We start from the raw sequence: 20788 nt of genomic DNA on the forward strand, positions 1-20788 counted from the left end.
TCGTAACTAGCGCTGCTAGTTTTTCGCGTGCCGGAGGGTGTTCTGATGTCCGCGTCCTCGAAGTTGCCCCCGTTCGATCCCGCCGATCCCCTCGGCATCGACGACCTGCTGGAACCGGAGGACCTCGCCGTACGGGACACCGTGCGGGCCTGGGCCGCGGACCGGGTGCTGCCCCATGTCGCCGACTGGTACGAGAAGGGTGAACTGCCCGTCATCCGTGAGCTCGCCAAGGAGCTCGGGGGCATCGGGGCCCTCGGGATGTCGCTCGACGGGTACGGCTGCGCGGGCGCGAGCGCCGTGCAGTACGGGCTCGCGTGTCTGGAGCTGGAGGCCGCCGACTCCGGGATCCGGTCCCTCGTGTCCGTGCAGGGCTCCCTCGCCATGTACGCCGTCCACCGGTTCGGCAGCGAGGAGCAGAAGCAGACGTGGCTGCCGCGGATGGCCGCCGGCGACGTCATCGGATGCTTCGGCCTGACCGAGCCCGACCACGGGTCCGACCCCGCCTCCATGCGGACCTACGCCAAGCGCGAGGGCTCCGACTGGGTGCTCAACGGGCGCAAGATGTGGATCACCAACGGCTCCGTGGCCGGGGTCGCCGTGGTGTGGGCGCAGACCGACGAGGGCGTCCGGGGGTTCGTGGTGCCCACGGACAGCGCCGGGTTCTCCGCCCCCGAGATCAAGCACAAGTGGTCCCTGCGGGCGAGTGTGACCAGCGAACTCGTGCTCGACGACGTGCGGTTGCCCGCCGACGCGGTGCTGCCGGAGGTCGTGGGGCTCAAGGGGCCGCTGAGCTGTCTGTCCCACGCGCGGTACGGGATCGTGTGGGGGGCGATGGGAGCCGCCCGGTCCTGTTTCGAGACCGCCGTCGACTACGCGAAGGCACGCGAGCAGTTCGGCCGGCCCATCGGTGGCTTCCAGCTCACCCAGGCCAAACTCGCCGACATGGCCGTCGAACTGCACAAGGGGATTCTGCTCGCCCATCACCTGGGGCGGCGCATGGACGCCGGCCGCCTGCGTCCCGAGCAGGTCAGCTTCGGCAAGCTCAACAACGTACGGGAGGCCATCGAGATCTGCCGGACGGCCCGGACGATCCTCGGGGCCAACGGGATCTCCCTCGAATACCCCGTCATGCGGCACGCGACCAACCTCGAGTCGGTGCTGACGTACGAGGGCACCGTCGAGATGCACCAGCTCGTGCTGGGCAAGGCGCTCACCGGGCTCGACGCCTTCCGGTGAACCCTGCGCGGGGGCAGGGCCGGTGAGCGGCCCTGCCTCAGCTCTGGTTGAAGAACCCGTCCTCCCGGCGCCCGGCCGGCTCACCGCTGACGATCTCGGTGTTGGCGGGGGTCAGCAGGAACACACGGGTCGCGACCCGCTCGATGGTGCCGCGCAGGCCGAAGGTCAGCCCGGCCGCGAAGTCGACGACGCGCTTGGCGTCGGCGGCCTCCATGGCCGTGAGGTTCACGATGACCGGCACGCCCTCGCGGAACAGCTCGCCGATGGCGCGCGCGTCCCGGAAGCTGTCCGGGGTCACCGTGCCGATGCGGCGGCCCTTCTCCTCGGCGACGTCCGAGGCCACCTTGACCCGCGGGTCGGTGACCCAGGCATCCCCGGGCTGCTCGGTCCCCTCGGAGTAGTCGTCGTCGTAGTAACGCTCGTCATCGTTGTCGTCGACGAGGCCAAGCCAGGCGCTCGCCTTGCGTACCGATCCCATGGACGCCTCCTCTCACAGCGGTCTTTCTTGCTTCCGCATCCCTATCGTCATCCATGATGCGGATGCCGCGCCAAGTGGATAGACGCCGCGCGGGGGGTTTGTGACGGTACTGGTGCACAGCGAATACGTCGAGAGCCCGGGTGCCCCAAGGGTCCTGCGGTAAACGGCTGCTGACTGTGAGTGAAATATGATTCTTCCCGGCGTACGGGTGACGAGCGGTGCGTACGGGTGAACGAGCGGCCGCTACGATGCGGCAGCTCACGCATATCGGATGGCACACGCGCCACGGGGGGAACGTCGTGTTCGGAATCGTCAGGCCCTGTATCCATCGGCTCGGGGAGAGCCTGAAAGTCCAGTGGACAGCGCATTTGTGCGGACTGTGTCTCGCTCTGCGCAAGGATCACGGGCAGTTCGCTCGGCTCGTGACGAACTACGACGGGCTGCTCATATCGGTTCTGACGGAGGCTCAGGCCGAGCGCTCGGGCAACCGGCGGCGGACGGCCGGGCCCTGTCCGTTGCGCGGGATGCGCACCGCCTCCGTCGCTCAGGGTGAGGGCGCCCGGCTCGCGGCCGCCGTCTCGCTGGTGCTCGCCTCGGCCAAGGTGCGTGACCATGTCGCCGACGGCGACGGACTGCTGGCGCGCGGGCCGGTGGCGTTCGCCGCCCGCCGGGTGGCCGCCAACTGGGATGCCGCGGGGACCCGCAGCGGCTCCGGCGTCGGCTTCGACACGGCGGTGCTGACCGAGGCCGTGGACCGGCAGGCGGGCATCGAGGCGCTCGCCGGACCCGGAACGCCGGTCCTGACGGTCACCGAGCCGACCGAGACCGCGACCGCCGCCGCCTTCGCGCACACGGCGGTGCTGGCCGGGCGCCACGAGAACGCCGTACCGCTCGCCGAGGCCGGACGGCTCTTCGGCCGGCTCGCGCATCTGCTGGACGCCGTGGAGGACCGGGAGGCCGACGCCGCGTCAGGCGCCTGGAACCCGCTCACCGCGACGGGGACCCCGCTCACCGAGGCCCGGCGGCTGGCCGACGACGCCCTGCACGGGATACGGCTCGCCCTGCGGGAGGCGGAGTTCACCGACGGCAGGCTGGCGCACCGGCTGCTCGTGCACGAGCTGCGCACCTCCGTCGACCGGGCCTTCGGGACGGCGTCCTGCGCACACGGCGCGGCGCCCTCGCTCGCCGGGCCGTACGCGCCGCCCGGTGGTCCGGGCGGTCCGCCCCCCGGGCCGCCCCGGCGCGACCGCCGCGGGCTGCTCGCCGGATGCGCGGTGTGGGCGGGGCTGGCCTGCACGTGCCAGTTGTGCTGCGGCCAGTACGAGGACCCGTGGAGCCGCGAGCGCAAGGACGGTCTGTGCACCGGCACCGACTGCGGTGACTGCTGCAACTGCTGCAACTGCTGCGACTGCGACTGCTGTGATGGGTGCGACTGCTGCGACTGCGGCTGCGACTGCTGACTGGTCGACAACTTCGGCCGCTACGGCTGCGACTGCTGACTCGTCGACAACTGCGCCGCTACGGCTGTGACTGCCGAGTCGTCGACGACTGTGACTGCTGTGACCGCCGGGTCCTCGGCGGCTGTGGTGAACGGCGGCGCGCCCGCGGACGTACAACTCGTCGGGGGGCGGGCGACGCTGACGTTCGAACGGCGGCACATGGAGGATCAGGGATCATGTCCGGGCGCTGTGACAGGGCCGTGCCGCTTGCCGTGAAGATCGTGGTCAGTGGGGGGCTCGGGGCCGGCAAGACCACGTTCATCGGGGCGATCTCGGAGCTCGAGACGGTGGACTCGGAGGCGGCGATCACCCAGGTCTCGGTCGGCGTCGACTCACTGGACGGGGTCGAGTCCAAGACCACCACGACCGTCGCACTGGACTTCGGTCGCATCACCCTCGATCCGACCATCGCGCTGTATCTGTTCGGGACGCCCGGGCAGGGCCGGTTCTCCTTCCTGTGGGACGACCTGGTGGAGGGCGCGCTCGGCACGGTCGTCCTCGCCGACCCCCGCCGGATCGAGGAGAGCTTTCCGGCGGTCGACTACTTCGAGACCCACGGCACGCCCTTCGTGCTGGCGGTCAACCGCTTCGACGGCGCCGAGCGGTTCGAACTGGAGGATGTACGGGAGGCGCTGGGCCTGCACGTCGAGGTGCCGGTCCTCGAATGCGACGCACGCGAACGCGCGTCGGTGCGCAATGTGCTGGGGGCGTTGATGGACGAGGTGGTCGGGTCCCGGGCCGCGCCCTTGGGAAGGCAGGCGGCCGCGGGGGACGGGGCACGCGCCGTGACGACGAGGTGAGGTGCGGACGAACCGGAAAGCGGATCCGGACGGGCGACTTCCGGACATCCCCGGGTATCTGAAGAGCCACAGTGCCGACGGTCGACGGGGCACACGCCGCCCGGGTACCGCCGGCCTCCCCGACTCCACCTGCGGCAAAGGCAGTTGACGCCCCACAAGCCCCCGCTCCTCCGGGGTCGCCGCCGAGCGGGGTACGACGGTCGGCCGTTCCCCGCCCAACTGCCCCTCGCCCGCCCCACCTGGCCTTTCCGGTCTCCGGACGACATCCGGGACGCGGCGATCGAGGCAGGGCGGCGCAACCTGGTCTGAACCAGGGCGCGCGTGGCCAAAAGGCATGGTCCGTACACCGTTCGACGGCCGAAAGGCGCCCTTGCGGCTACCGGTCGTTCGGCCGAATACTCCCGGCAAGCGCTTGTCAGGGGCATGTGTGTCCGCAATCCGGACGACGGTCCCGGGCTGCGCCTCACGGGGCCCCGACCCCACGCGGGCCCCCCGACTTCCCCTTGGGAGGAACGAACGTGAGGATCAAGCGCACCACCCACGGCATTTCGAGACGGAGCCGGCTGATCGCCGTCACCACCGGCCTCGTGGCCGCCGCAGCGTTCGCGGTCCCCAGCGCGAACGCCTCCGAGACCCCCACCACCTTCAGCGCCTCCGCCCTCAAGGGCGTGAGCGGCTCGGTGCTCAAGGCAGACGTCCCGGGTACCGCCTGGGCCGTCGACAGCACGACCAACCGTGTCGTCGTCACCGTCGACAGCACGGTCTCCAAGGCGGAGATCGCCAAGATCAAGCGTGAGGCCGGCGGCAACGCCGGGGCCCTCACCATCAAGCGCTCGGCCGGGCAGTTCAAGCCGCTGATCTCCGGCGGCGACGCCATCTACGGCGGCTCCTACCGCTGCTCGCTCGGCTTCAACGTGCACAGCGGCAGCACCTACTACTTCCTGACCGCCGGTCACTGCGGCGAGGTCGCATCCACCTGGTACTCCAACTCCGGTCACACCACGGTGCTGGGCAGCAACGTGAGCTACAGCTTCCCGGGCAACGACTTCGCCCTGGTGCGCTACACCAACACCTCCATCTCGCACCCGAGCACGGTCGGCAGCCAGACCATCACCAGCGCGGCCACGCCGAGCGTCGGCACGACCGTCTACCGCCGCGGCTCCACCACCGGCACGCACAGCGGCCGGGTCACCGCGCTGAACGCCACCGTCAACTACGGCAGCGGTGACATCGTCTCCGGTCTGATCCAGACCACGGTCTGCGCCGAGGGCGGCGACAGCGGCGGTCCGCTGTACGCGGGCACCGTGGCCTACGGTCTGACCTCCGGCGGCAGCGGCAACTGCACCTCCGGCGGCACGACCTTCTTCCAGCCGGTCACCGAGGCGCTGAGCTACTACGGCGTGAGCGTCGGCTGACGTCCCCCCTTCCAGTGGCCCCCGTACGCAAACGGCGTGCGGGGGCTCCCTCTTGTCCGGGCCCGGAGTTACCGTCGAGTGACGGGTAGGGCTCAGCTCAGTCCCCTGGGGGGCCGGCATGGTCGAGGCGCTGGTGGCGGCGGGAGTGACCCTCGCGTCCGCCGGAGCGGTGTACGTGATGGCGGCGGCGCGGGTCGTCAAGCAGTTCGAACGGGGTGTGGTCTTCCGGCTCGGGCGGCTCAGGCCCGAGGTGCGCGGACCCGGGTTCACGATGATCGTGCCGTTCGTGGACCGGCTGCAGAAGGTCAATATGCAGGTCGTGACCATGCCGGTGCCCGCGCAGGAGGGCATCACCCGGGACAACGTCACGGTGCGGGTGGACGCCGTCGTCTACTTCAAGGTGACCGGGCCGGCCGAGGCGGTCGTCCGGGTGGAGGACTACCGGTTCGCGGTCTCGCAGATGGCGCAGACCTCGCTGAGGTCCATCATCGGCAAGAGCGAGCTGGACGATCTGCTCTCCAACCGCGAGAAGCTCAACCAGGGGCTGGAGCTGATGATCGACAGCCCGGCCATCGAGTGGGGCGTCACCATCGACCGCGTCGAGATCAAGGACGTGTCCCTGCCGGAGACGATGAAGCGCTCCATGGCCCGGCAGGCCGAGGCCGACCGCGAGCGGCGGGCCCGGGTCATCAACGCGGACGCGGAGCTGCAGGCGTCGAAGAAGCTCGCCGAGGCGGCCAAGGAGATGTCCGAGCAGCCCGCCGCGCTGCAACTGCGGCTGCTGCAGACCGTGGTGGCGGTGGCCGCCGAGAAGAACTCCACGCTCGTCCTGCCCTTCCCGGTGGAGCTGCTGCGGTTCCTGGAGAGGGCGCAGCAGGCGGTGCCGACGGCTCCCGCGCAGCCACCGCAGTCGGCACCGCAACCGGTGCAGGAGCAACTCCCGCCCGCCGAGCCCCGGATGGAACCGGACTCCGAAAGGTCGGTTTCAGGACAGGACTAGACCTCACGGAGTGCGCACGGGTCACTCGCTCGTGGTGTTTGCACTGCGAAGGCCTGGGGTGACCGTGGACTGTCAAGCAGGGAGGGGGCGTGCGAAGCGCGTTCTACGCGCGTCCGGAACACGCCCTTGTGTGCTCCCCGTCGGCCTCGGAATAGTGAACGCCGTTCAACGCCTTCCGGCCCGCCGCGGTCCCCACAACCTCGGCCGGGTCCATCCCCCCACAGGAGGACGTGAGTTGAAGCACCGACGCATATCCAGGCGGCGTGCGGCCCTGACCGGGGCGGGCATCGCCGCGCTGGTGGCCGCGGGAGTCACCTTCCAGACTGCGAACGCCAGTGAGCCCGCGAAGAGTTCCGCGCCGCGGACACTGTCGCTCGCCGCGGCCGGAAAGCTCGCCTCGACACTCGGCGACGACCTCGGTTCGGCGGCCGCGGGAACGTATTACGACGCGAAGACCAAGAGCCTCGTCGTCAACGTCCTCGACCGCGGTGCCGCAAGCACGGTCGAGGCAGCCGGCGCCAGGGCCAGAGTCGTCGAGCACTCCCTCGCCCAACTCGACGCCGCCCGCACGACACTGACGAAGGACGCCTCCATCCCCGGTACGTCCTGGTCGACCGACCCGGTCGGCAACAAGGTCGTCGTGACCGCCGACAGGACGGTGTCGGGCGCCGCGTGGGCCAAGCTGTCCAAGGTCGTCGACGCTCTCGGGCCCAAGGCCGAACTCAAGCGCTCCAAGGGGGAGTTCAAGCCCTTCGTGGCCGGAGGAGACGCCATCACCGGCTCGGGCGGGCGCTGCTCGCTCGGCTTCAACGTGACCAAGGGCGGCGAGCCGTACTTCCTCACCGCCGGGCACTGCACGGACGCGATCTCGACCTGGTCGGACTCCAGCGGGAAGCAGATCGGCACCAACGCCGACTCGCAGTTCCCGGGCAACGACTTCGGGCTGGTCAAGTACGCGGCAGGCGTGGACCACCCGAGCGCGGTCGACCTCTACGACGGCTCCACGCAGGCCATCACGCACGCCGCCGAGGCCACGGTGGGCGAGAAGGTGACGCGCAGCGGCTCCACCACCCAGGTCCACACCGGCACGGTCACCGGTCTGAACGCCACCGTCAACTACTCCGAGGGCACGGTCAGCGGGCTCATCCAGACCGACGTGTGCGCCGAGCCCGGCGACAGCGGCGGCTCGCTGTTCGACGGCGACGCGGCGATCGGGCTGACGTCCGGGGGCAGCGGCGACTGCACCTCGGGCGGCGAGACGTTCTTCCAGCCGGTCACCGAGGCCCTGTCGGCCACCGGGACGCAGATCGGCTGAGCGCGGCCGCACGTGAGGTCCCGCCCCCTGTGCGAGGGGGCGGGACCTCGCGTTTTCCCCCGGCGCCCACCGGGACCTTCCGCCACACCTGCAGGGACCTTCGTCCTTTCATTGGGGCCGTTCTCGTATCGATGATCGATCGCCGCCGATATCGAATGGAGGTGTCGGAGAAGGCTGGGACGAAGGAGGCCTGACATGCAGGTCGTGGACCGGGTGAACGAACTGGTGGAGAGCGCCCTCGACGCGCTGGGCCGGTTCGAGTCGTACGACCAGGAGCAGGTCGACCACATCGTCAAGAAGGCGTCCCTCGCGGCGCTCGCCGCTCACGGGCAGCTGGCGAGCGCGGCGGTCGAGGAGACCGGGCGCGGACTGTTCGAGGACAAGGCGGTCAAGAACATCTTCGCCTGCGAGCACGTCACCCACTCGATGCGCGGTCTGCGCACGGTGGGCGTCGTCCACCGCGACGAGCTCACCGGCGTCACCGAGATCGCGGAGCCGGTCGGTGTCGTGTGCGCGATGACGCCGGTCACCAACCCGACCTCCACCACCGTCTTCAAGGCCCTCATCGCCCTCAAGACGCGCAACCCGATCATCTTCGCCTTCCACCCCAACGCCCAGAAGTGCTCGCGCGAGGCCGCCCGCATCGTGCGGGACGCGGCGATCGCCGCCGGTGCGCCGGAGGGCTGCGTGCAGTGGATCGAGGAGCCGTCGATGGAGGCGACGCGGCTGCTGATGAACCACGACGGCGTCTCCACCATCCTCGCCACCGGCGGCAACTCGATGGTCCGGGCCGCCTACTCGTGCGGCAAGCCCGCCCTGGGCGTCGGCGCCGGAAACGTGCCCGCCTATGTCGCCGCCGACGCCGACCTCGCCCGGGCGATCCACGACATCGTGCTGTCCAAGGCCTTCGACAACGGCATGATCTGCGCCTCCGAGCAGGCGATCGTCCTGGACGCCGAGGTGTACGAGGCGGGTGTCGCCGAGATGAAGCGGCTCGGTGCCCATGTCGTCACCGCGGCGGAGAAGGAGAAGCTGGAGGAGTTCCTCTTCGGTGTCGCGGCCCACGGCGCCAACTGCGCCACCGCCAGGCTGAATTCGACGGCGGTCGGCAAGTCCGCCTCCTGGATCGCCGAACAGGCCGGGTTCGCCGTGCCCGAGGGCACCTCGATCCTGGTCGCCGAGTGCGCGGAGGTCGGCGAGCGCGAACCGCTGACCAGGGAGAAGCTGTCCCCGGTGCTGGCCGCGCTGAGGGCCGAGGACACCGAGCACGGAATCCGGCTGGCCATGCAGATGGTCGAGTTCGACGGACTCGGGCACTCCGCCGCCATCCACACCGAGGACGAGGAACTGGCGGAGGAGTTCGGCAAGCGGGTCAAGGCGATCCGCGTCATCGTCAACGCGCCGACCAGCCTCGGCGGCATCGGCGACGTCTACAACGCCTTCCTGCCCTCGCTCACCCTCGGCTGCGGCTCGTACGGGCACAACTCGGTGTCCAACAACGTCTCCGCGGTCAACCTGCTCAACATCAAGCGGATCGGGCGGCGCAACAACAACATGCAGTGGTACAAGGTGCCGCCGAAGATCTACTTCGAGAAGGGCGCCCTGCGCTATCTGAAGGCCATGCCCGACGTGCACCGCGTCACGATCGTCACCGACCGCACCATGGAGCGGATCGGCTTCGTCCGGCGGGTCACCGAGATCCTCAACTCCCGTGAGGAGCCGGTGCTGCTGCAGTACATCGACAACGTCGAGCCCAACCCGGAGCTGGCCACCGTACGGGCGGGCGCGGCCGAGATGCGGGAGTTCCGGCCGGACACCATCATCGCGCTCGGCGGCGGCTCGCCGATGGACGCGGCGAAGGTCATGTGGCTGATGTACGAGCGGCCGGAGGTGGAGTTCGCGGACACCAAGGAGAAGTTCTTCGACATCCGCAAGCGCGCCTACCGCTTCCCCCAACTCGGCGACAAGGCCAAGCTGATCGCCATCCCCACCACGTCGGGCACCGGCTCCGAGGTCACCCCGTTCGCGGTCATCTCCGACCCCTCGGCCGCCCAGAAGTACCCCCTCGCCGACTACGCCCTCACCCCGCACGTGGCGATCGTCGACCCGGTCCTGGCGATGAACCTCCCGCCGACCGTCACCGCCGACTCCGGCTTCGACGCCCTGACCCACGCGACGGAGGCGTACGTCTCGGTGTACGCCTCGGACTTCACCGACGGCCAGTGCCTGCAGGCCATCAAGCTGATCTTCGAGAACCTGGAGGCCTGTGTGAAGGAGGGGGCCCGGGCGCCCAAGGCGCGGGAGCGGATGCACAACGCGTCGACCATCGCCGGCATGGCCTTCGCCAACTCCTTCCTCGGTCTCGTCCACGCCATGGCGCACACCCTGGGCAACACCTTCCACGTCGCCCACGGCCGGACGAACGCGCTGCTGCTGCCGCACGTCATACGGCACAACGGCGAGGTGACCCACAAGGCCACCCCGTGGCCGAAGGCCGAGACCTACCGCGCCCCGGAGCGCTACCAGGACATCGCCCGCATGCTGGGTCTGCCGGCCGCGACCCCCGAGGAAGGTGTGGAGTCGTACGCCCGCGCGGTCGAGGACCTCCGCGAGCGCTGCGGAATCCCGGCCTCCTTCCAGGAGGAGGGAGTCGAAGAGGAGGCCTTCCTCGCCGCGATCCCGCAGCAGGCCCTGAACGCCTACGCCGACCAGTGCGCGCCCGCCAACCCGCGGATGCCGATGATCGACGACATGCGGGAGCTGATGCGCAGGGCGTATTACGGCGCCTGAGCCGGCCGGGGCCCGCCCCGACGTCTCGTCCGCAGCACCGCCGCCACCAGCGTGATCGCGATCCCGGCCGCCGCCCATGCAGAGAGCACCAGCAGGGCGGCGGTCGTGTCGTTGCCGTCGAAGTAGGCGATGGACCGGGCCACCCAGGTGCCCGCGCCCGGCGGCAGCGCCGGGCCGATCGCCTTCCAGAACGGCGGCAGCATCGGCAGCGGGAAGGCGCCGCCCGCGCTCGGGTTGCCCGCGATCACCACGAGCAGGATCGCCAGACCGATGCCGACGATCCCGAAGACCCCCTGGAGCGCGAGCGTCGCCGCCCCCACCGCGAAGGTCACCAGCGCGCCCAGCCCCCACAGGGCCGCCACACTCCCCGGCAGCGCGCCCAGGATCGGTCCCACGATCACCGCGCCCCCGAGCCCCCCGACCACCGACACCAGCACCATCACGGCCAGCCGGATCGCCGCCCGGCTCGCGTTGGCGGGCCGGGCGCCCGTGCTGATCGCCAGGATCGAGGCGCACAGATAGCCGCCCACGCACCAGCCCACGACCAGGTAGAAGGACGTGAGCCCGTCGAAGTCCTGGGAGGACGCCGGTGCCACGTCCACCGTCCGGACCGTCCGCTGCTGGGAGGCCTCCAGGACGGTGAGGTACTTCTCCAGGGTGGTCGCGAGGACCGTGCCGCCGCCGGAGGCGACCAGGAGCGTGTCGGTGGTCCGGGCCGGGTGGACGATCAGCGCCCCGTCGAGGTCCCGGTTCATGATCTTCTTCCGGGCCGTCGCCTCGTCGGCCACCGCGCGCGGGTCCAGCGGCGAGCCCGGCAGCCTCTGAAGCCGGGCCACCGCCTGCTGGGACGCGGCCGGCGGCGCGACGACCCCGAAGGGCACGTCCCTGGGCTTGGGATCGTGCAGCGCGCCCACGTAGGAGGCGATGAACAGCAGCTGCAGGGCGATCACACCGATGACCAGCAGGGTGGCCCGCGGGGTGACGGCGTCCTTCACCTCGGAGAGGAAGGAGGACGAGCGGGGAGCTGGGGGAACGCCGGCACCGGTGGTCTGCGTCATGCCCCCAACGTCGAGGCTGCCGGACGTTTCCGCAGGTGGGACACGCCCGAACGGATGCCGTACAAGTGTTCGAGAATGGGGGTATGGTGGGTGTGTCGTCGGGAACTGATGTTCGAGAGCCGTTCGGGGCTCGCGAGTGCGGGAGGTGCGTGTGCCGGGTTTCACGCATCTGCACACCGTCTCCGGGTTCTCCCTGCGCTACGGCGCCTCCCACCCGGAGCGGCTGGCCGAGCGCGCCGCCGAGCGGGGCATGGACGCCCTCGCCCTCACCGACCGTGACACCGTCGCCGGCACCGTCCGCTTCGCCAAGGCCTGCGCGAAGGCGGGTGTCCGTCCGCTGTTCGGCGCGGAACTGGCGGTGGAGCCGCCCGCCCGGGTGCGGGGGGACGATCCGGTACGACGGGACAGGCGCCGTACCCCCGTACGCGGCGGCGCCTTCATCGACGAGTCGACGCCCCGCGTCACCTTCCTGGCCCGCGACGGCGCCCGCGGCTGGGCCGACCTGTGCCGTCTGGTCACCGCCGCCCACACCGCCGAGGCCCTGCCCCTGCTGTCCTGGGACGCCAACCACGCCGACGGTCTGACCGTCCTGCTCGGCCCCGCCTCCGACGTCGGCCGGGCACTGGCCGCCGGCCGCCCCGACCGCGCGGAAAGGCTCCTCGCCCCCTGGCGGGAGATCTACGGCGACGCCCTGCGCCTGGAGGCCGTCTGGCACGGCCGCACGGGCACCGGACCCGGCTCCCTGCGCCTGGCCGCCCGTACCGTCGGCTTCGCCGCCGAGCAGGGCGTCCGGCCGGTGCTCAGCAATGCCGTCCGCTACGCCGACCCGGGCCTCGGCCCGGTCGCCGACGTCCTGGACGCGGCCCGCCGGCTCGTCCCGATCGACCCCGCCGGGGAGCTGGACTCCGGTGCGGCCTGGCTCAAGGGCGCCGACGACATGTCCCGGGTCGCCGAGCACGTCGTCGAGGCCGCGGGCTTCCGGCGCGAGACCGCCCGCAGGCTGCTGGAGCAGACGCGGGTCACGGCCGCCGAGTGCCTGGTGGACCCCGAGGACGACCTCGGCATGGGCTCCGTCCACTTCCCCGAGCCGCACCTGGTCGGCGCGGGCCGCCGCACCGCCCAGCGGGCGCTCGCCTCCCGGGCGGCAGCCGGGATGGTGCTGCGCGGCCACGCGGGAAAGCGTGAGTACTGGGAGCGGATGCACCACGAGCTGGACATCATCGCCCACCACGGCTTCGCCTCCTACTTCCTGACGGTCGCTCAGGTCGTGGACGACGTACGGGACATGGGCATCCGGGTCGCCGCGCGCGGCTCCGGGGCCGGTTCCCTGGTCAACCACCTCCTCGGCATCGCGAACGCCGATCCGGTCGAGCACGGGCTGCTGATGGAGCGCTTCCTGTCCAAGGAGCGGGTCGTGCTGCCCGACATCGACATCGACGTGGAGTCCGCGCGCCGGCTGGAGGTCTACCGCGCGATCATCGACCGGTTCGGCGAGGAACGGGTCGCCACCGTCGCGATGCCGGAGACCTACCGTGTCCGTCACGCCATCCGGGACGTGGGCGCGGCCCTGTCCATGGACCCCGCCGAGATCGACCGGGTCGCCAAGTCCTTCCCGCACATCCGGGCGCGCGACGCCCGCGCGGCGCTGGCGGAGCTGCCCGAACTGCGGCGGCTGGCGGGGGAGCAGGAGAGGTACGGCCGGCTCTGGGAGCTGGTCGAGGCTCTGGACGCCCTTCCGCGCGGGGTCGCCATGCATCCGTGCGGGGTGCTGCTGTCCGACGCGTCCCTGCTCGGCCGTACGCCGGTCATGCCGACCAGCGGTGAGGGGCTGCCCATGTCGCAGTTCGACAAGGACGACGTGGAGGACCTCGGCCTGCTCAAGCTCGACGTCCTGGGCGTGCGGATGCAGTCGGCGATGGCGCACGCGGTCGCCGAGGTGGAGCGGGCGACGGGGGAGCGGATCGACCTGGACGCACTGGCGCCGGACGACCCGGAGACGTACCGGCTCGTCCGGTCCACCGAGACGCTGGGCTGCTTCCAGATCGAGTCGCCGGGCCAGCGGGACCTGGTGGGGCGGCTGCAGCCGGCCACCTTCCACGACCTCGTCGTCGACATCTCCCTCTTCCGGCCCGGACCGGTCGCCGCCGACATGGTGCGGCCGTTCATCGAGGCGCGGCACGGGCGGGCGCCGGTCAGGTATCCGCACCGGGATCTGACGGAGCCGCTGAAGGGGACGTACGGGGTCGTCGTCTTCCACGAGCAGATCATCGACATCGTCGCCGTCATGACCGGCTGCGGGCGCGGCGAGGCGGACCGGATCCGGCGCGGGCTGTCCGACCCGGAGTCGCAGGGGCGGATCAAGGTGTGGTTCGCTCAGCACGCGGCGGCGAACGGATATGACGCAGAAACGATTCAGCGCACCTGGGGGATCGTCGAGGCCTTCGGGTCGTACGGCTTCTGCAAGGCGCACGCGGTCGCTTTCGCCGTGCCGACGTACCAGTCGGCGTGGCTGAAGGCGCATCACCCGGCGGCCTTCTACGCGGGGCTGCTCACCCACGACCCCGGGATGTACCCGAAGCGGCTGCTGCTGGCGGACGCGCGGCGGCGCGGGGTGCCGGTGCTGCCGCTGGACGTGAACAAGTCGGCGGTCGCCCACCGTATCGAACTGGTGTCTGAATCTGAGGGGGTGTGGGGTCTGCGGCTGGCGCTCTCCGACGTGCACGGCATCAGCGAGGCCGAGGCCGAGCGGATCGCCCAGGGGCAGCCGTACGCCTCACTGCTGGACTTCTGGGAGCGGGCCCGGCCGAGCCGGCCGCTGGCCGGGCGGCTCGCCCAGGTCGGCGCCCTGGACGCGTTCGGCGCCAACCGCCGTGATCTGCAGCTGCATCTGACCGAGCTGCACCGGGGCGCCCGGAGCGGGGGCGGCGGCCAGCTCCCGCTGGCGGGAGGGCGCAAGACCGCTCCGGCCGGGCTCCCGGACCTGTCGGAGGCGGAGAAGCTCAGTGCCGAACTGGGGGTGCTGTCGATGGACGCCTCGCGCAACCTGATGGACGACCACCGGGCGTTTCTCGACGAGTTGGGCGTGGTCTCGGCGCGCCGGCTGCGGGAGGCGCGGCACGGGGAGACGGTGCTGGTCGCGGGCGCGAAGGCGGCCACCCAGACACCGCCGATCCGGTCCGGCAAGCGGGTCATCTTCTCGACCCTGGACGACGGCACGGGCCTGGTCGACCTCGCCTTCTTCGACGACTCCCACGACACCTGCGCCCACACCGTCTTCCACTCCTGGCTGCTGCTGGTGCGCGGGGTCGTGCAGCGGCGCGGGCCGCGCAGCCTGAGCGTGGTGGGCGCCGCCGCCTGGAACCTCGCCGAACTGCTGGAGGTGCGCGAGGAGGAGGGGCTCGACGGCGTCGCGGCCCGGCTCGCGGAGCCGCCCGCCGGGGACGGCTCCGCCTCGGCGGACGGCGGTGGTTCCTCGTCGGCGCGGCTCGCCGGTTCGGACGGGCGGCCGGCGGCCGCGGGCTCCGCGGCCCGCGACTCGATGGAGGACCGGAGGATCCGCATGCCCACGGGGTACGAGATGCACCCCTGGGCGGATCTGCGCCCCGCGGGCGAAGGGCCCGCGGTGGGAAGGAAGTTGTGGCACCAGAGTCCGGGGAGTGCGGGATGACCGTTCTGTGCGTACGTTTCCAGCTGCCGCCGGCGCGCGAGGCGGCTCTGCCGGGGCTGCTCGGCCTGCTGGAGGAGTTCACCCCGGTCGTGGAGGCGCTCCCGCCGGACGGGGCGCTGGCCGATCTGCGGGGCGCGGAACGGTACTTCGGGCGCAGCGCCGTCGAGCTGGCCTCGGTGATCCGCGTCCGCGCCCTCGCCCTGCACGGCGTCGACTGCGTGATCGGGGCCGGGCCGGGGCCGATGCTCGCCCGCGTGGCCCAGCGCGACGCCCGGCCCGGGGAGACCTGCGCGGTGCCCGAGCACGCCGTGGTGGATTTCCTCGCGGACCGGCCGGTGGCCGCGCTGCCCGGTGTCGGTACGGCGACGAGCCGCACCCTGTGCGAGTACGGCCTCGACACCCTGGGCCGGGTGGCGGCCGCCCCCCTCTCCACGCTCCAGCGCCTGATCGGCGCGCGGGCGGGCCGCGAACTGCACGAGAAGGCGAACGGCGTCGACCGCGGCCGGGTCGTCCCGAACGGCGTCTCGCGCTCCCTGGCCACCGAACGCCCCTTCCCTCTCGACGAGTTGGACCCGGACCGCCATCGCCGTGCCCTGCTGTCGGCCGCCGAGGAGCTGGGCGCCCGGCTCCGCGCCCTCGACAAGGTCTGCGGCACCCTCACCCTCACCGTGCGCTACGCCGACCGCACCGCGACGACCCGCACCCGCACCCTGCGCGAGCCGACCGCGCATTCGGCCGCCCTGACGAGGGCGACGTACGACATGTACGAGGCGCTCGGTCTGCAGCGCGCCCGTGTGCGCGCCCTCGTCCTGCGCGCCGAGTCCCTCACCCCCGCCGAACAGGCCTCCCACCAGCTCACCTTCGACCCCGTGGACGAGAAGGTACGCCGCGTCGAGGAGGCCGCGGACCGGGTGCGGGCGAAGTTCGGGCCGGGGGCGGTGATCCCGGGGGCGCTGGCGGCGTGACGTCCCCCGGGCGGAGGGTCAGTTGGCCCACGGCGGAGTGAGCCGGGTGCCGTCGGCCAGCTCCGCCTCCAGGCCGATCGACGTGGTGACCCAGGAGATCGCCGTCTGGTCGGTCGGGTTCTCCACGGTCAGGGTCGCTCCGGGGTTGACGATCAGCGTGTCGCCCGCGCTGATCCGGTCGGTGCGGTCGTCGAGCGTGACGAGCAGTTCGCCGACGAGGAGGTGGAAGATCTCCTCGCGGCTGACGGTGTGGGCGGGGGCCCTGGTGCCGGGCGGGATCTCGCCGCGCCAGGCGCACAGCTCCTTGCTGCCGGTGCGCGGGGTGGCGTACGAGACGAAGCGGGCGCCGTGGATCTCGTGGGTGACGGCTTCGGACGTGCGGACGACGGGCATGGGTCTCCTTCGACAGAAGATGGTCAAGCTGCTTGACCATCTGGGATGACTCTATGGTCAAGCTGCTTGACCAATTCGTCAAGGGTGTTTCAATGCCTCCGTGCACAACTCCGAGGCCATGGCCCTGTCCGCCGCCCTGCTCGCCGTCGCCGGCGAGCTCACTCAGCGCATCAACGAGGGCGTCGTCGCCCGCGGCTTCGAGGGGATGCGGCCCGCGCACGGTTTCGCCTTCACGCGGCTCGCCCCGGACGGGGCGACGGTGACCGAACTCGCCGTCCATCTCGGCGTCACCAAGCAGGCCGCCAGCCAGCTCGTCGACGAGGTCGTGCGCAAGGGGTACGCCGAGCGGCGGGCGCATCCCGCCGACGCGCGGGCGCGGCTGATCGTGCTGACCGAGCGGGGGTGGGCCTGCACCCGGGCCGCGGAGGCGGCCGCGGCGGAGGTGGTGCGGGAGTGGGCGGACGTACTCGGTGAGGGTGAAGTGCGGGTGTTGCGCGAGCAATTGGGGCGCATCGCACCCTATGGTCCGATCAGGCCCGCCTGGTGACGGTTCATCGGCAGCTACCGGCGAGTCGGTTATCACTGGAAGTTTTTACTGACGCGTAACTTCACACTTCCACTACTCGTCCGTAACTTGACGAGTGAACAGCATCCTTCGTGATCCGGATCACAGGGCGTAAGGCCATCGCAACTCCCTTGAGCCGCAAGGAGATCACACGATGCTGCCCTGGAAACGAGTGCTCAGACCCCTGGCCGCGGTGCTGCTGACCGCCGCGGTCGCCCTCGTCCCCGCCACCACCGCCCACGCCGCCACGGCACCCTCCAGCGGGTGGAACGACTACTCCTGCAAGCCCTCCGCCGCCCACCCCCGCCCCGTCGTCCTGGTCCACGGCACCCTCGGCAACTCCGTCGACAACTGGCTGGGCCTCGCGCCCTACCTGGAGGACCGCGGCTACTGCGTCTTCTCCCTGGACTACGGCCAGCTCTCCGGCGTCCCCGTCTTCTACGGCCTCGGCCCCATCGACAAGTCGGCCGGGCAGCTCTCCGCCTTCGTCGACAAGGTGCTCACCGCCACCGGCGCCGCCAAGGCCGACCTCGTCGGCCACTCGCAGGGCGGCATGATGCCCCGCTACTACCTCAAGTTCCTCGGCGGAGCCGCCAAGGTGAACGCCCTGGTCGGCATCGCGCCCGACAACCACGGCACCGACCTCGACGGACTGATCAAGCTGCTGCCCTACTTCCCGGGCGCCGCCGACCTCATCTCCGCCGCCACCCCGGGCCTCGCCGACCAGATGGCCGGTTCCGCCTTCCTCACCAAGCTCAACGCCGGCGGCGACACCGTCCCCGGCGTCCACTACACGGTCATCGCCAGCAAGTACGACGAGGTCGTCACGCCGTACACGAGCCAGTACCTGAGCGGCTCCGACGTGCACAACGTCCTCATCCAGAACCTGTGCTCGCTGGACCTCTCCGAACACGTTCTGATCGGTCTCACCGACCGGATCGCCTTCCACGAGGTGGCCAACGCGCTCGACCCCGCGCACGCCACCGCGACCACCTGCGCGTCGGTACTGAGTTGACGCACGAGCGGGGCTCGTCCGGCCTGAGCCGCCGGACGGGCCCCGCTCTTTCGTGGCCGTACTAGCGGCCGTGCCGTCCGCCGTCGTTCGCGCGGCGGCGGACCGAGGCGAACAGGGCGGCCGAACCGAGCGCCAGAGCGGCCGCACCGCCCACGGCGAGGTACGGGGTCTCGCCGCCGCCTCCCGTCTCGGCGAGGCGCTCCGAAGCACCGGCCGCCTGCGGGGCGTTGACCGCGGTGGGCTCCGCGGACGTCGCGGCGTCCTGGTCGCCGTGCCCGTGATGCTCCACCGTCGACTTGTCGGCACCCGCCTCGATCTGCTCGTCGGAGGGCGCGGAAGCGGTGGGCGCGGGCGATGAACTGTTCGTCGTACCCCCGCCGGCCGGCTTCGCCGCATTCCCGCCGAAGGTCACGTCGGAGCAGGAGTAGAACGCCTCCGGGCTGTCCGAGCGCTGCCAGATTGCGTACAGCAGCTGCTTGCCGGCACGCTCGGGGAGCGTGCCGGAGAAGGTGTAGAAGCCGCCCGAGGGAGCCGGGTCGGTGGCCGTCGCGACCGGGTGCTCCAGATCCAGGTCGGACCAGGCCAGGGGCTTGGCCGGGTCGTATCCCGCCTTGGTGACGTACACCTTGAAGGTGCCCTTGTGCGGGGCCGTCACGCGGTACTTGAAGGTGTACGACCCGCTGTGCACGCTCGTCGCCGGCCAGTCCGCGCGCGCCAGGTCCAGGCCCTTGAACTCCTCGTTGTTCGCGCTGCACAGCTTGCCGTCCGGAATCAGTTCCTGGTGGCGGCCGTTCGCGTCACCGATGCGGATGCCGTTCCAGTCGTAGAGCGCCTGGGTGCCGCCGGCCGCGACAGCCGCCTTGCAGGCGTCCGACTTCGGGCTCTCCGGGTTCTCCGCGTAGCACTGGGCGACCCGGCTGACCGGGTCGCCCATCGTCCCGTGCGCCGACGCCGGGGTGGCGGCCAGGGCGGTCAGGGCGAGCGGAGCGGCGCCGAGGGCGGCGATCGTGGCGACCGTGCGGCGGCGTGCGGGCATGCGGAATCTCCTCGGAACGGTTCCGGTCTGGTCGGCACCGATCACAAGCGATCGGGAGCCGTATCCAAGAAACCGTGAAATCACCTGCTGGGGGCGGGTGCGAGAGATCCTTATGCTCGCGTTAAGGGAGTGCTGAGACGGAGATCAGGTAGGTACCGTGTCGGCATGGGAGATGAGCGGATCCGGGCGGCCGTCGACTCCGACGTGGCGGCCGTGAAGGCCGTGACCGACGCCGCGTACCACCGCTACATCGAACGGATCGGGGTGGTGCCGGTGCCCATGGAGGCGGACCACGCCGCGAACGTCGCCGCGGGAAAGGTGTTCGTGACGGGAGAGCCCGTCATCGGCCTCGTCGTCCTGGAGGAACACGACGACCACCTGTTCCTCGACAGCATCGCCGTCCACCCCGACGCGCACGGCAGGGGCGTGGGGCGACGACTGCTGCACTTCGTGGACGCACGCGCGCGTGCGCTCGGTCTTCCCGAGGTCAGGCTCTACACGAACGCCCTGATGCACGAGAACCAGCAGATCTACCCGAAGTTCGGCTACGAGGTCGTGGGGCGGTGGGCAAGCGGCCCGTACGACCGCATCCACTACCGCAAGCGGCTGGACTGACGACCGGCACCGCCGGGCGGCCTCAGCCGTCCGGCCACCACGTTCGCGCGATGTCCTTGCGCACCTCCGGGCGTCCCGCGGGACGCTCGTCGGCCTCTTCCCGGACCCTGCGCGAGTCCGTCTTCTTCAGGGGCTTCTGCACAGTGGTCCGGCGCATGGCTGCCTCCTTCAGTGCCTACCAAGTTCCGCGTTCTCACGGAGGTAGACCTTTCCCGGGAGGGTGACTCATCGGTGCGGGTCTGTCAGTGGCGGCTGTCACGATTCGACTGTCAGTGGCGGGTGTCACTCTTGGGCTCATGACGGATCACAGTGAAGGTCTGAACAGGGCGTCGACCGGGACGGACACGGCCGCCGGCGTGGACTGGGACGCGCAGGCCGCCTCCTTCGACGACGAGCCGGACCACGGCCTGCGCGACCCGGAGGTGCGGCGGGCATGGGCGCGGCGGCTGAGCGCCTGGCTGCCGCAGCGCGCCTGCGACGTCCTGGATCTCGGCTGCGGCACCGGCAGTCTGTCGCTCCTCGCGGCCGAGCAGGGACACCGCGTCACCGGCGTGGACGGTTCTGCGGCCATGGTCGGTCTCGCGCGGGCCAAGCTGGCCGGCCGTGACGCGGTGTTCCTCCTCGGTGACGCGGCGGCGCCCCCGGTGGGCGAGCAGCGCTTCGACGTCGTCCTCGTACGGCACGTGCTGTGGGCCCTGCCCGACCCGGGCCGGGCCCTGCGGCACTGGCGCGGCCTGCTGCGTCCGGGCGGCCGGCTCGTGCTGGTCGAGGGGGTGTGGGGGACGGTCAGCCCCGCCGGCATACCCGCCGACGACCTCACGGCCCTTCTCGCGCCGCTCACCGGGCACGTCCGGCTGGAGCGGCTGTCGCAGGAGACGGCGCTGTGGGGCAAGGAGGTCGAGGACGAGCGGTACGCGGTGGTGGCGGTCCCGGAGTAGGAC

General features: G+C 71.2%; 18 protein-coding genes. 13 read left to right on the forward strand and 5 right to left on the reverse strand.

Going from position 1 to position 20788, the window contains the following annotated elements; genetic code table 11:
* The first annotated feature begins 45 nt into the window (after positions 1–45).
* Positions 46–1236: an acyl-CoA dehydrogenase family protein gene (locus ACQF4J_RS35460; protein ID WP_351574552.1), complete on the forward strand. Its 1191-nt coding sequence runs from the start codon at positions 46–48 to the stop codon at positions 1234–1236.
* A 37-nt stretch (positions 1237–1273) separates the two neighbouring features.
* On the opposite strand, the gene ACQF4J_RS35465 is transcribed toward ACQF4J_RS35460, so the two are convergent.
* Entirely contained in the window at positions 1274–1714 is a 441-nt protein-coding gene (locus ACQF4J_RS35465) for a cell division protein SepF (protein WP_200699766.1), read from the reverse strand.
* 299 nt (positions 1715–2013) lie between these two features.
* Here ACQF4J_RS35465 and ACQF4J_RS35470 point away from each other — a divergent pair, with 299 nt between their 5' ends.
* The 6 genes from ACQF4J_RS35470 (at position 2014) to adhE (ending at position 10533) form a co-directional block, all read left to right on the forward strand.
* Positions 2014–3174 carry a DUF5685 family protein gene (locus ACQF4J_RS35470; protein ID WP_427167642.1) on the forward strand — a complete coding sequence of 387 codons (1161 nt, stop codon included), beginning with the start codon at positions 2014–2016 and terminating at the stop codon, positions 3172–3174.
* Between the two features lie 215 nt (positions 3175–3389).
* On the forward strand, positions 3390–4013 hold the full coding sequence (locus ACQF4J_RS35475; RefSeq protein WP_427167643.1) for a GTP-binding protein: 624 nt from the start codon (positions 3390–3392) through the stop codon (positions 4011–4013).
* Positions 4014–4531: 518 nt separating this feature from the next.
* A complete protein-coding gene (locus ACQF4J_RS35480) occupies positions 4532–5428 on the forward strand; it encodes a S1 family peptidase (protein WP_351574576.1) in 897 nt (298 codons plus the stop codon).
* 118 nt (positions 5429–5546) lie between these two features.
* Positions 5547–6428 (forward strand): slipin family protein, encoded by an 882-nt coding sequence (locus ACQF4J_RS35485; RefSeq protein WP_351803534.1) that lies wholly within the window; start codon positions 5547–5549, stop codon positions 6426–6428.
* A gap of 235 nt (positions 6429–6663) precedes the next feature.
* Positions 6664–7743, forward strand: a complete 1080-nt coding sequence (locus ACQF4J_RS35490) for a S1 family peptidase (RefSeq protein WP_427167644.1) — start codon at positions 6664–6666, stop codon at positions 7741–7743.
* A gap of 195 nt (positions 7744–7938) precedes the next feature.
* Positions 7939–10533, forward strand: coding sequence for a bifunctional acetaldehyde-CoA/alcohol dehydrogenase (adhE, locus tag ACQF4J_RS35495; protein WP_427167645.1), 2595 nt, complete (start codon positions 7939–7941; stop codon positions 10531–10533).
* Here the strand turns inward: adhE and ACQF4J_RS35500 are convergent.
* On the reverse strand, positions 10521–11591 hold the full coding sequence (locus tag ACQF4J_RS35500; protein ID WP_351803530.1) for a DUF3533 domain-containing protein: 1071 nt from the start codon (positions 11589–11591) through the stop codon (positions 10521–10523). The genes adhE and ACQF4J_RS35500 overlap by 13 nt on opposite strands.
* Positions 11592–11742: 151 nt before the next feature.
* Between ACQF4J_RS35500 and ACQF4J_RS35505 the strand changes: the two genes are divergently transcribed.
* Positions 11743–15258 (forward strand): DNA polymerase III subunit alpha, encoded by a 3516-nt coding sequence (locus ACQF4J_RS35505; RefSeq protein WP_351574590.1) that lies wholly within the window; start codon positions 11743–11745, stop codon positions 15256–15258.
* On the forward strand, positions 15255–16223 hold the full coding sequence (locus tag ACQF4J_RS35510) for a DNA polymerase Y family protein (protein ID WP_351803526.1): 969 nt from the start codon (positions 15255–15257) through the stop codon (positions 16221–16223). Before ACQF4J_RS35505 ends, ACQF4J_RS35510 begins: the two co-directional genes overlap by 4 nt.
* 18 nt (positions 16224–16241) lie before the next feature.
* Here the strand turns inward: ACQF4J_RS35510 and ACQF4J_RS35515 are convergent, their stop codons facing one another.
* Positions 16242–16616, reverse strand: a complete 375-nt coding sequence (locus ACQF4J_RS35515) for a cupin domain-containing protein (protein ID WP_351574595.1) — start codon at positions 16614–16616, stop codon at positions 16242–16244.
* Between the two features lie 100 nt (positions 16617–16716).
* Between ACQF4J_RS35515 and ACQF4J_RS35520 the strand changes: the two genes are divergently transcribed.
* Both ACQF4J_RS35520 and ACQF4J_RS35525 read left to right on the forward strand, forming a co-directional pair.
* Positions 16717–17163, forward strand: a complete 447-nt coding sequence (locus tag ACQF4J_RS35520; RefSeq protein WP_427167646.1) for a MarR family winged helix-turn-helix transcriptional regulator — start codon at positions 16717–16719, stop codon at positions 17161–17163.
* 172 nt (positions 17164–17335) lie between these two features.
* Positions 17336–18196, forward strand: a complete 861-nt coding sequence (locus tag ACQF4J_RS35525; RefSeq protein WP_351803524.1) for an esterase/lipase family protein — start codon at positions 17336–17338, stop codon at positions 18194–18196.
* A 61-nt stretch (positions 18197–18257) separates the two neighbouring features.
* Here the strand turns inward: ACQF4J_RS35525 and ACQF4J_RS35530 are convergent, their stop codons facing one another.
* Positions 18258–19232, reverse strand: coding sequence for a lytic polysaccharide monooxygenase auxiliary activity family 9 protein (locus tag ACQF4J_RS35530; RefSeq protein WP_427167647.1), 975 nt, complete (start codon positions 19230–19232; stop codon positions 18258–18260).
* A gap of 165 nt (positions 19233–19397) precedes the next feature.
* On the opposite strand from ACQF4J_RS35530, the gene ACQF4J_RS35535 reads away from it, so the two are divergent.
* Complete coding sequence (locus ACQF4J_RS35535; protein ID WP_351574605.1) at positions 19398–19847, forward strand: GNAT family N-acetyltransferase; 450 nt, start codon at positions 19398–19400, stop codon at positions 19845–19847.
* Positions 19848–19869: 22 nt separating this feature from the next.
* Here ACQF4J_RS35535 and ACQF4J_RS35540 read toward each other — a convergent pair whose 3' ends face one another.
* Positions 19870–20004: a hypothetical protein gene (locus ACQF4J_RS35540; RefSeq protein WP_351574608.1), complete on the reverse strand. Its 135-nt coding sequence runs from the start codon at positions 20002–20004 to the stop codon at positions 19870–19872.
* A gap of 139 nt (positions 20005–20143) precedes the next feature.
* Here ACQF4J_RS35540 and ACQF4J_RS35545 point away from each other — a divergent pair, with 139 nt between their 5' ends.
* Positions 20144–20785, forward strand: a complete 642-nt coding sequence (locus ACQF4J_RS35545) for a class I SAM-dependent methyltransferase (protein ID WP_427167648.1) — start codon at positions 20144–20146, stop codon at positions 20783–20785.
* Positions 20786–20788 lie beyond the last annotated feature (3 nt).

The organism is Streptomyces sp. C1-1 (assembly GCF_050214755.1).
Lineage (GTDB): Bacteria > Actinomycetota > Actinomycetes > Streptomycetales > Streptomycetaceae > Streptomyces.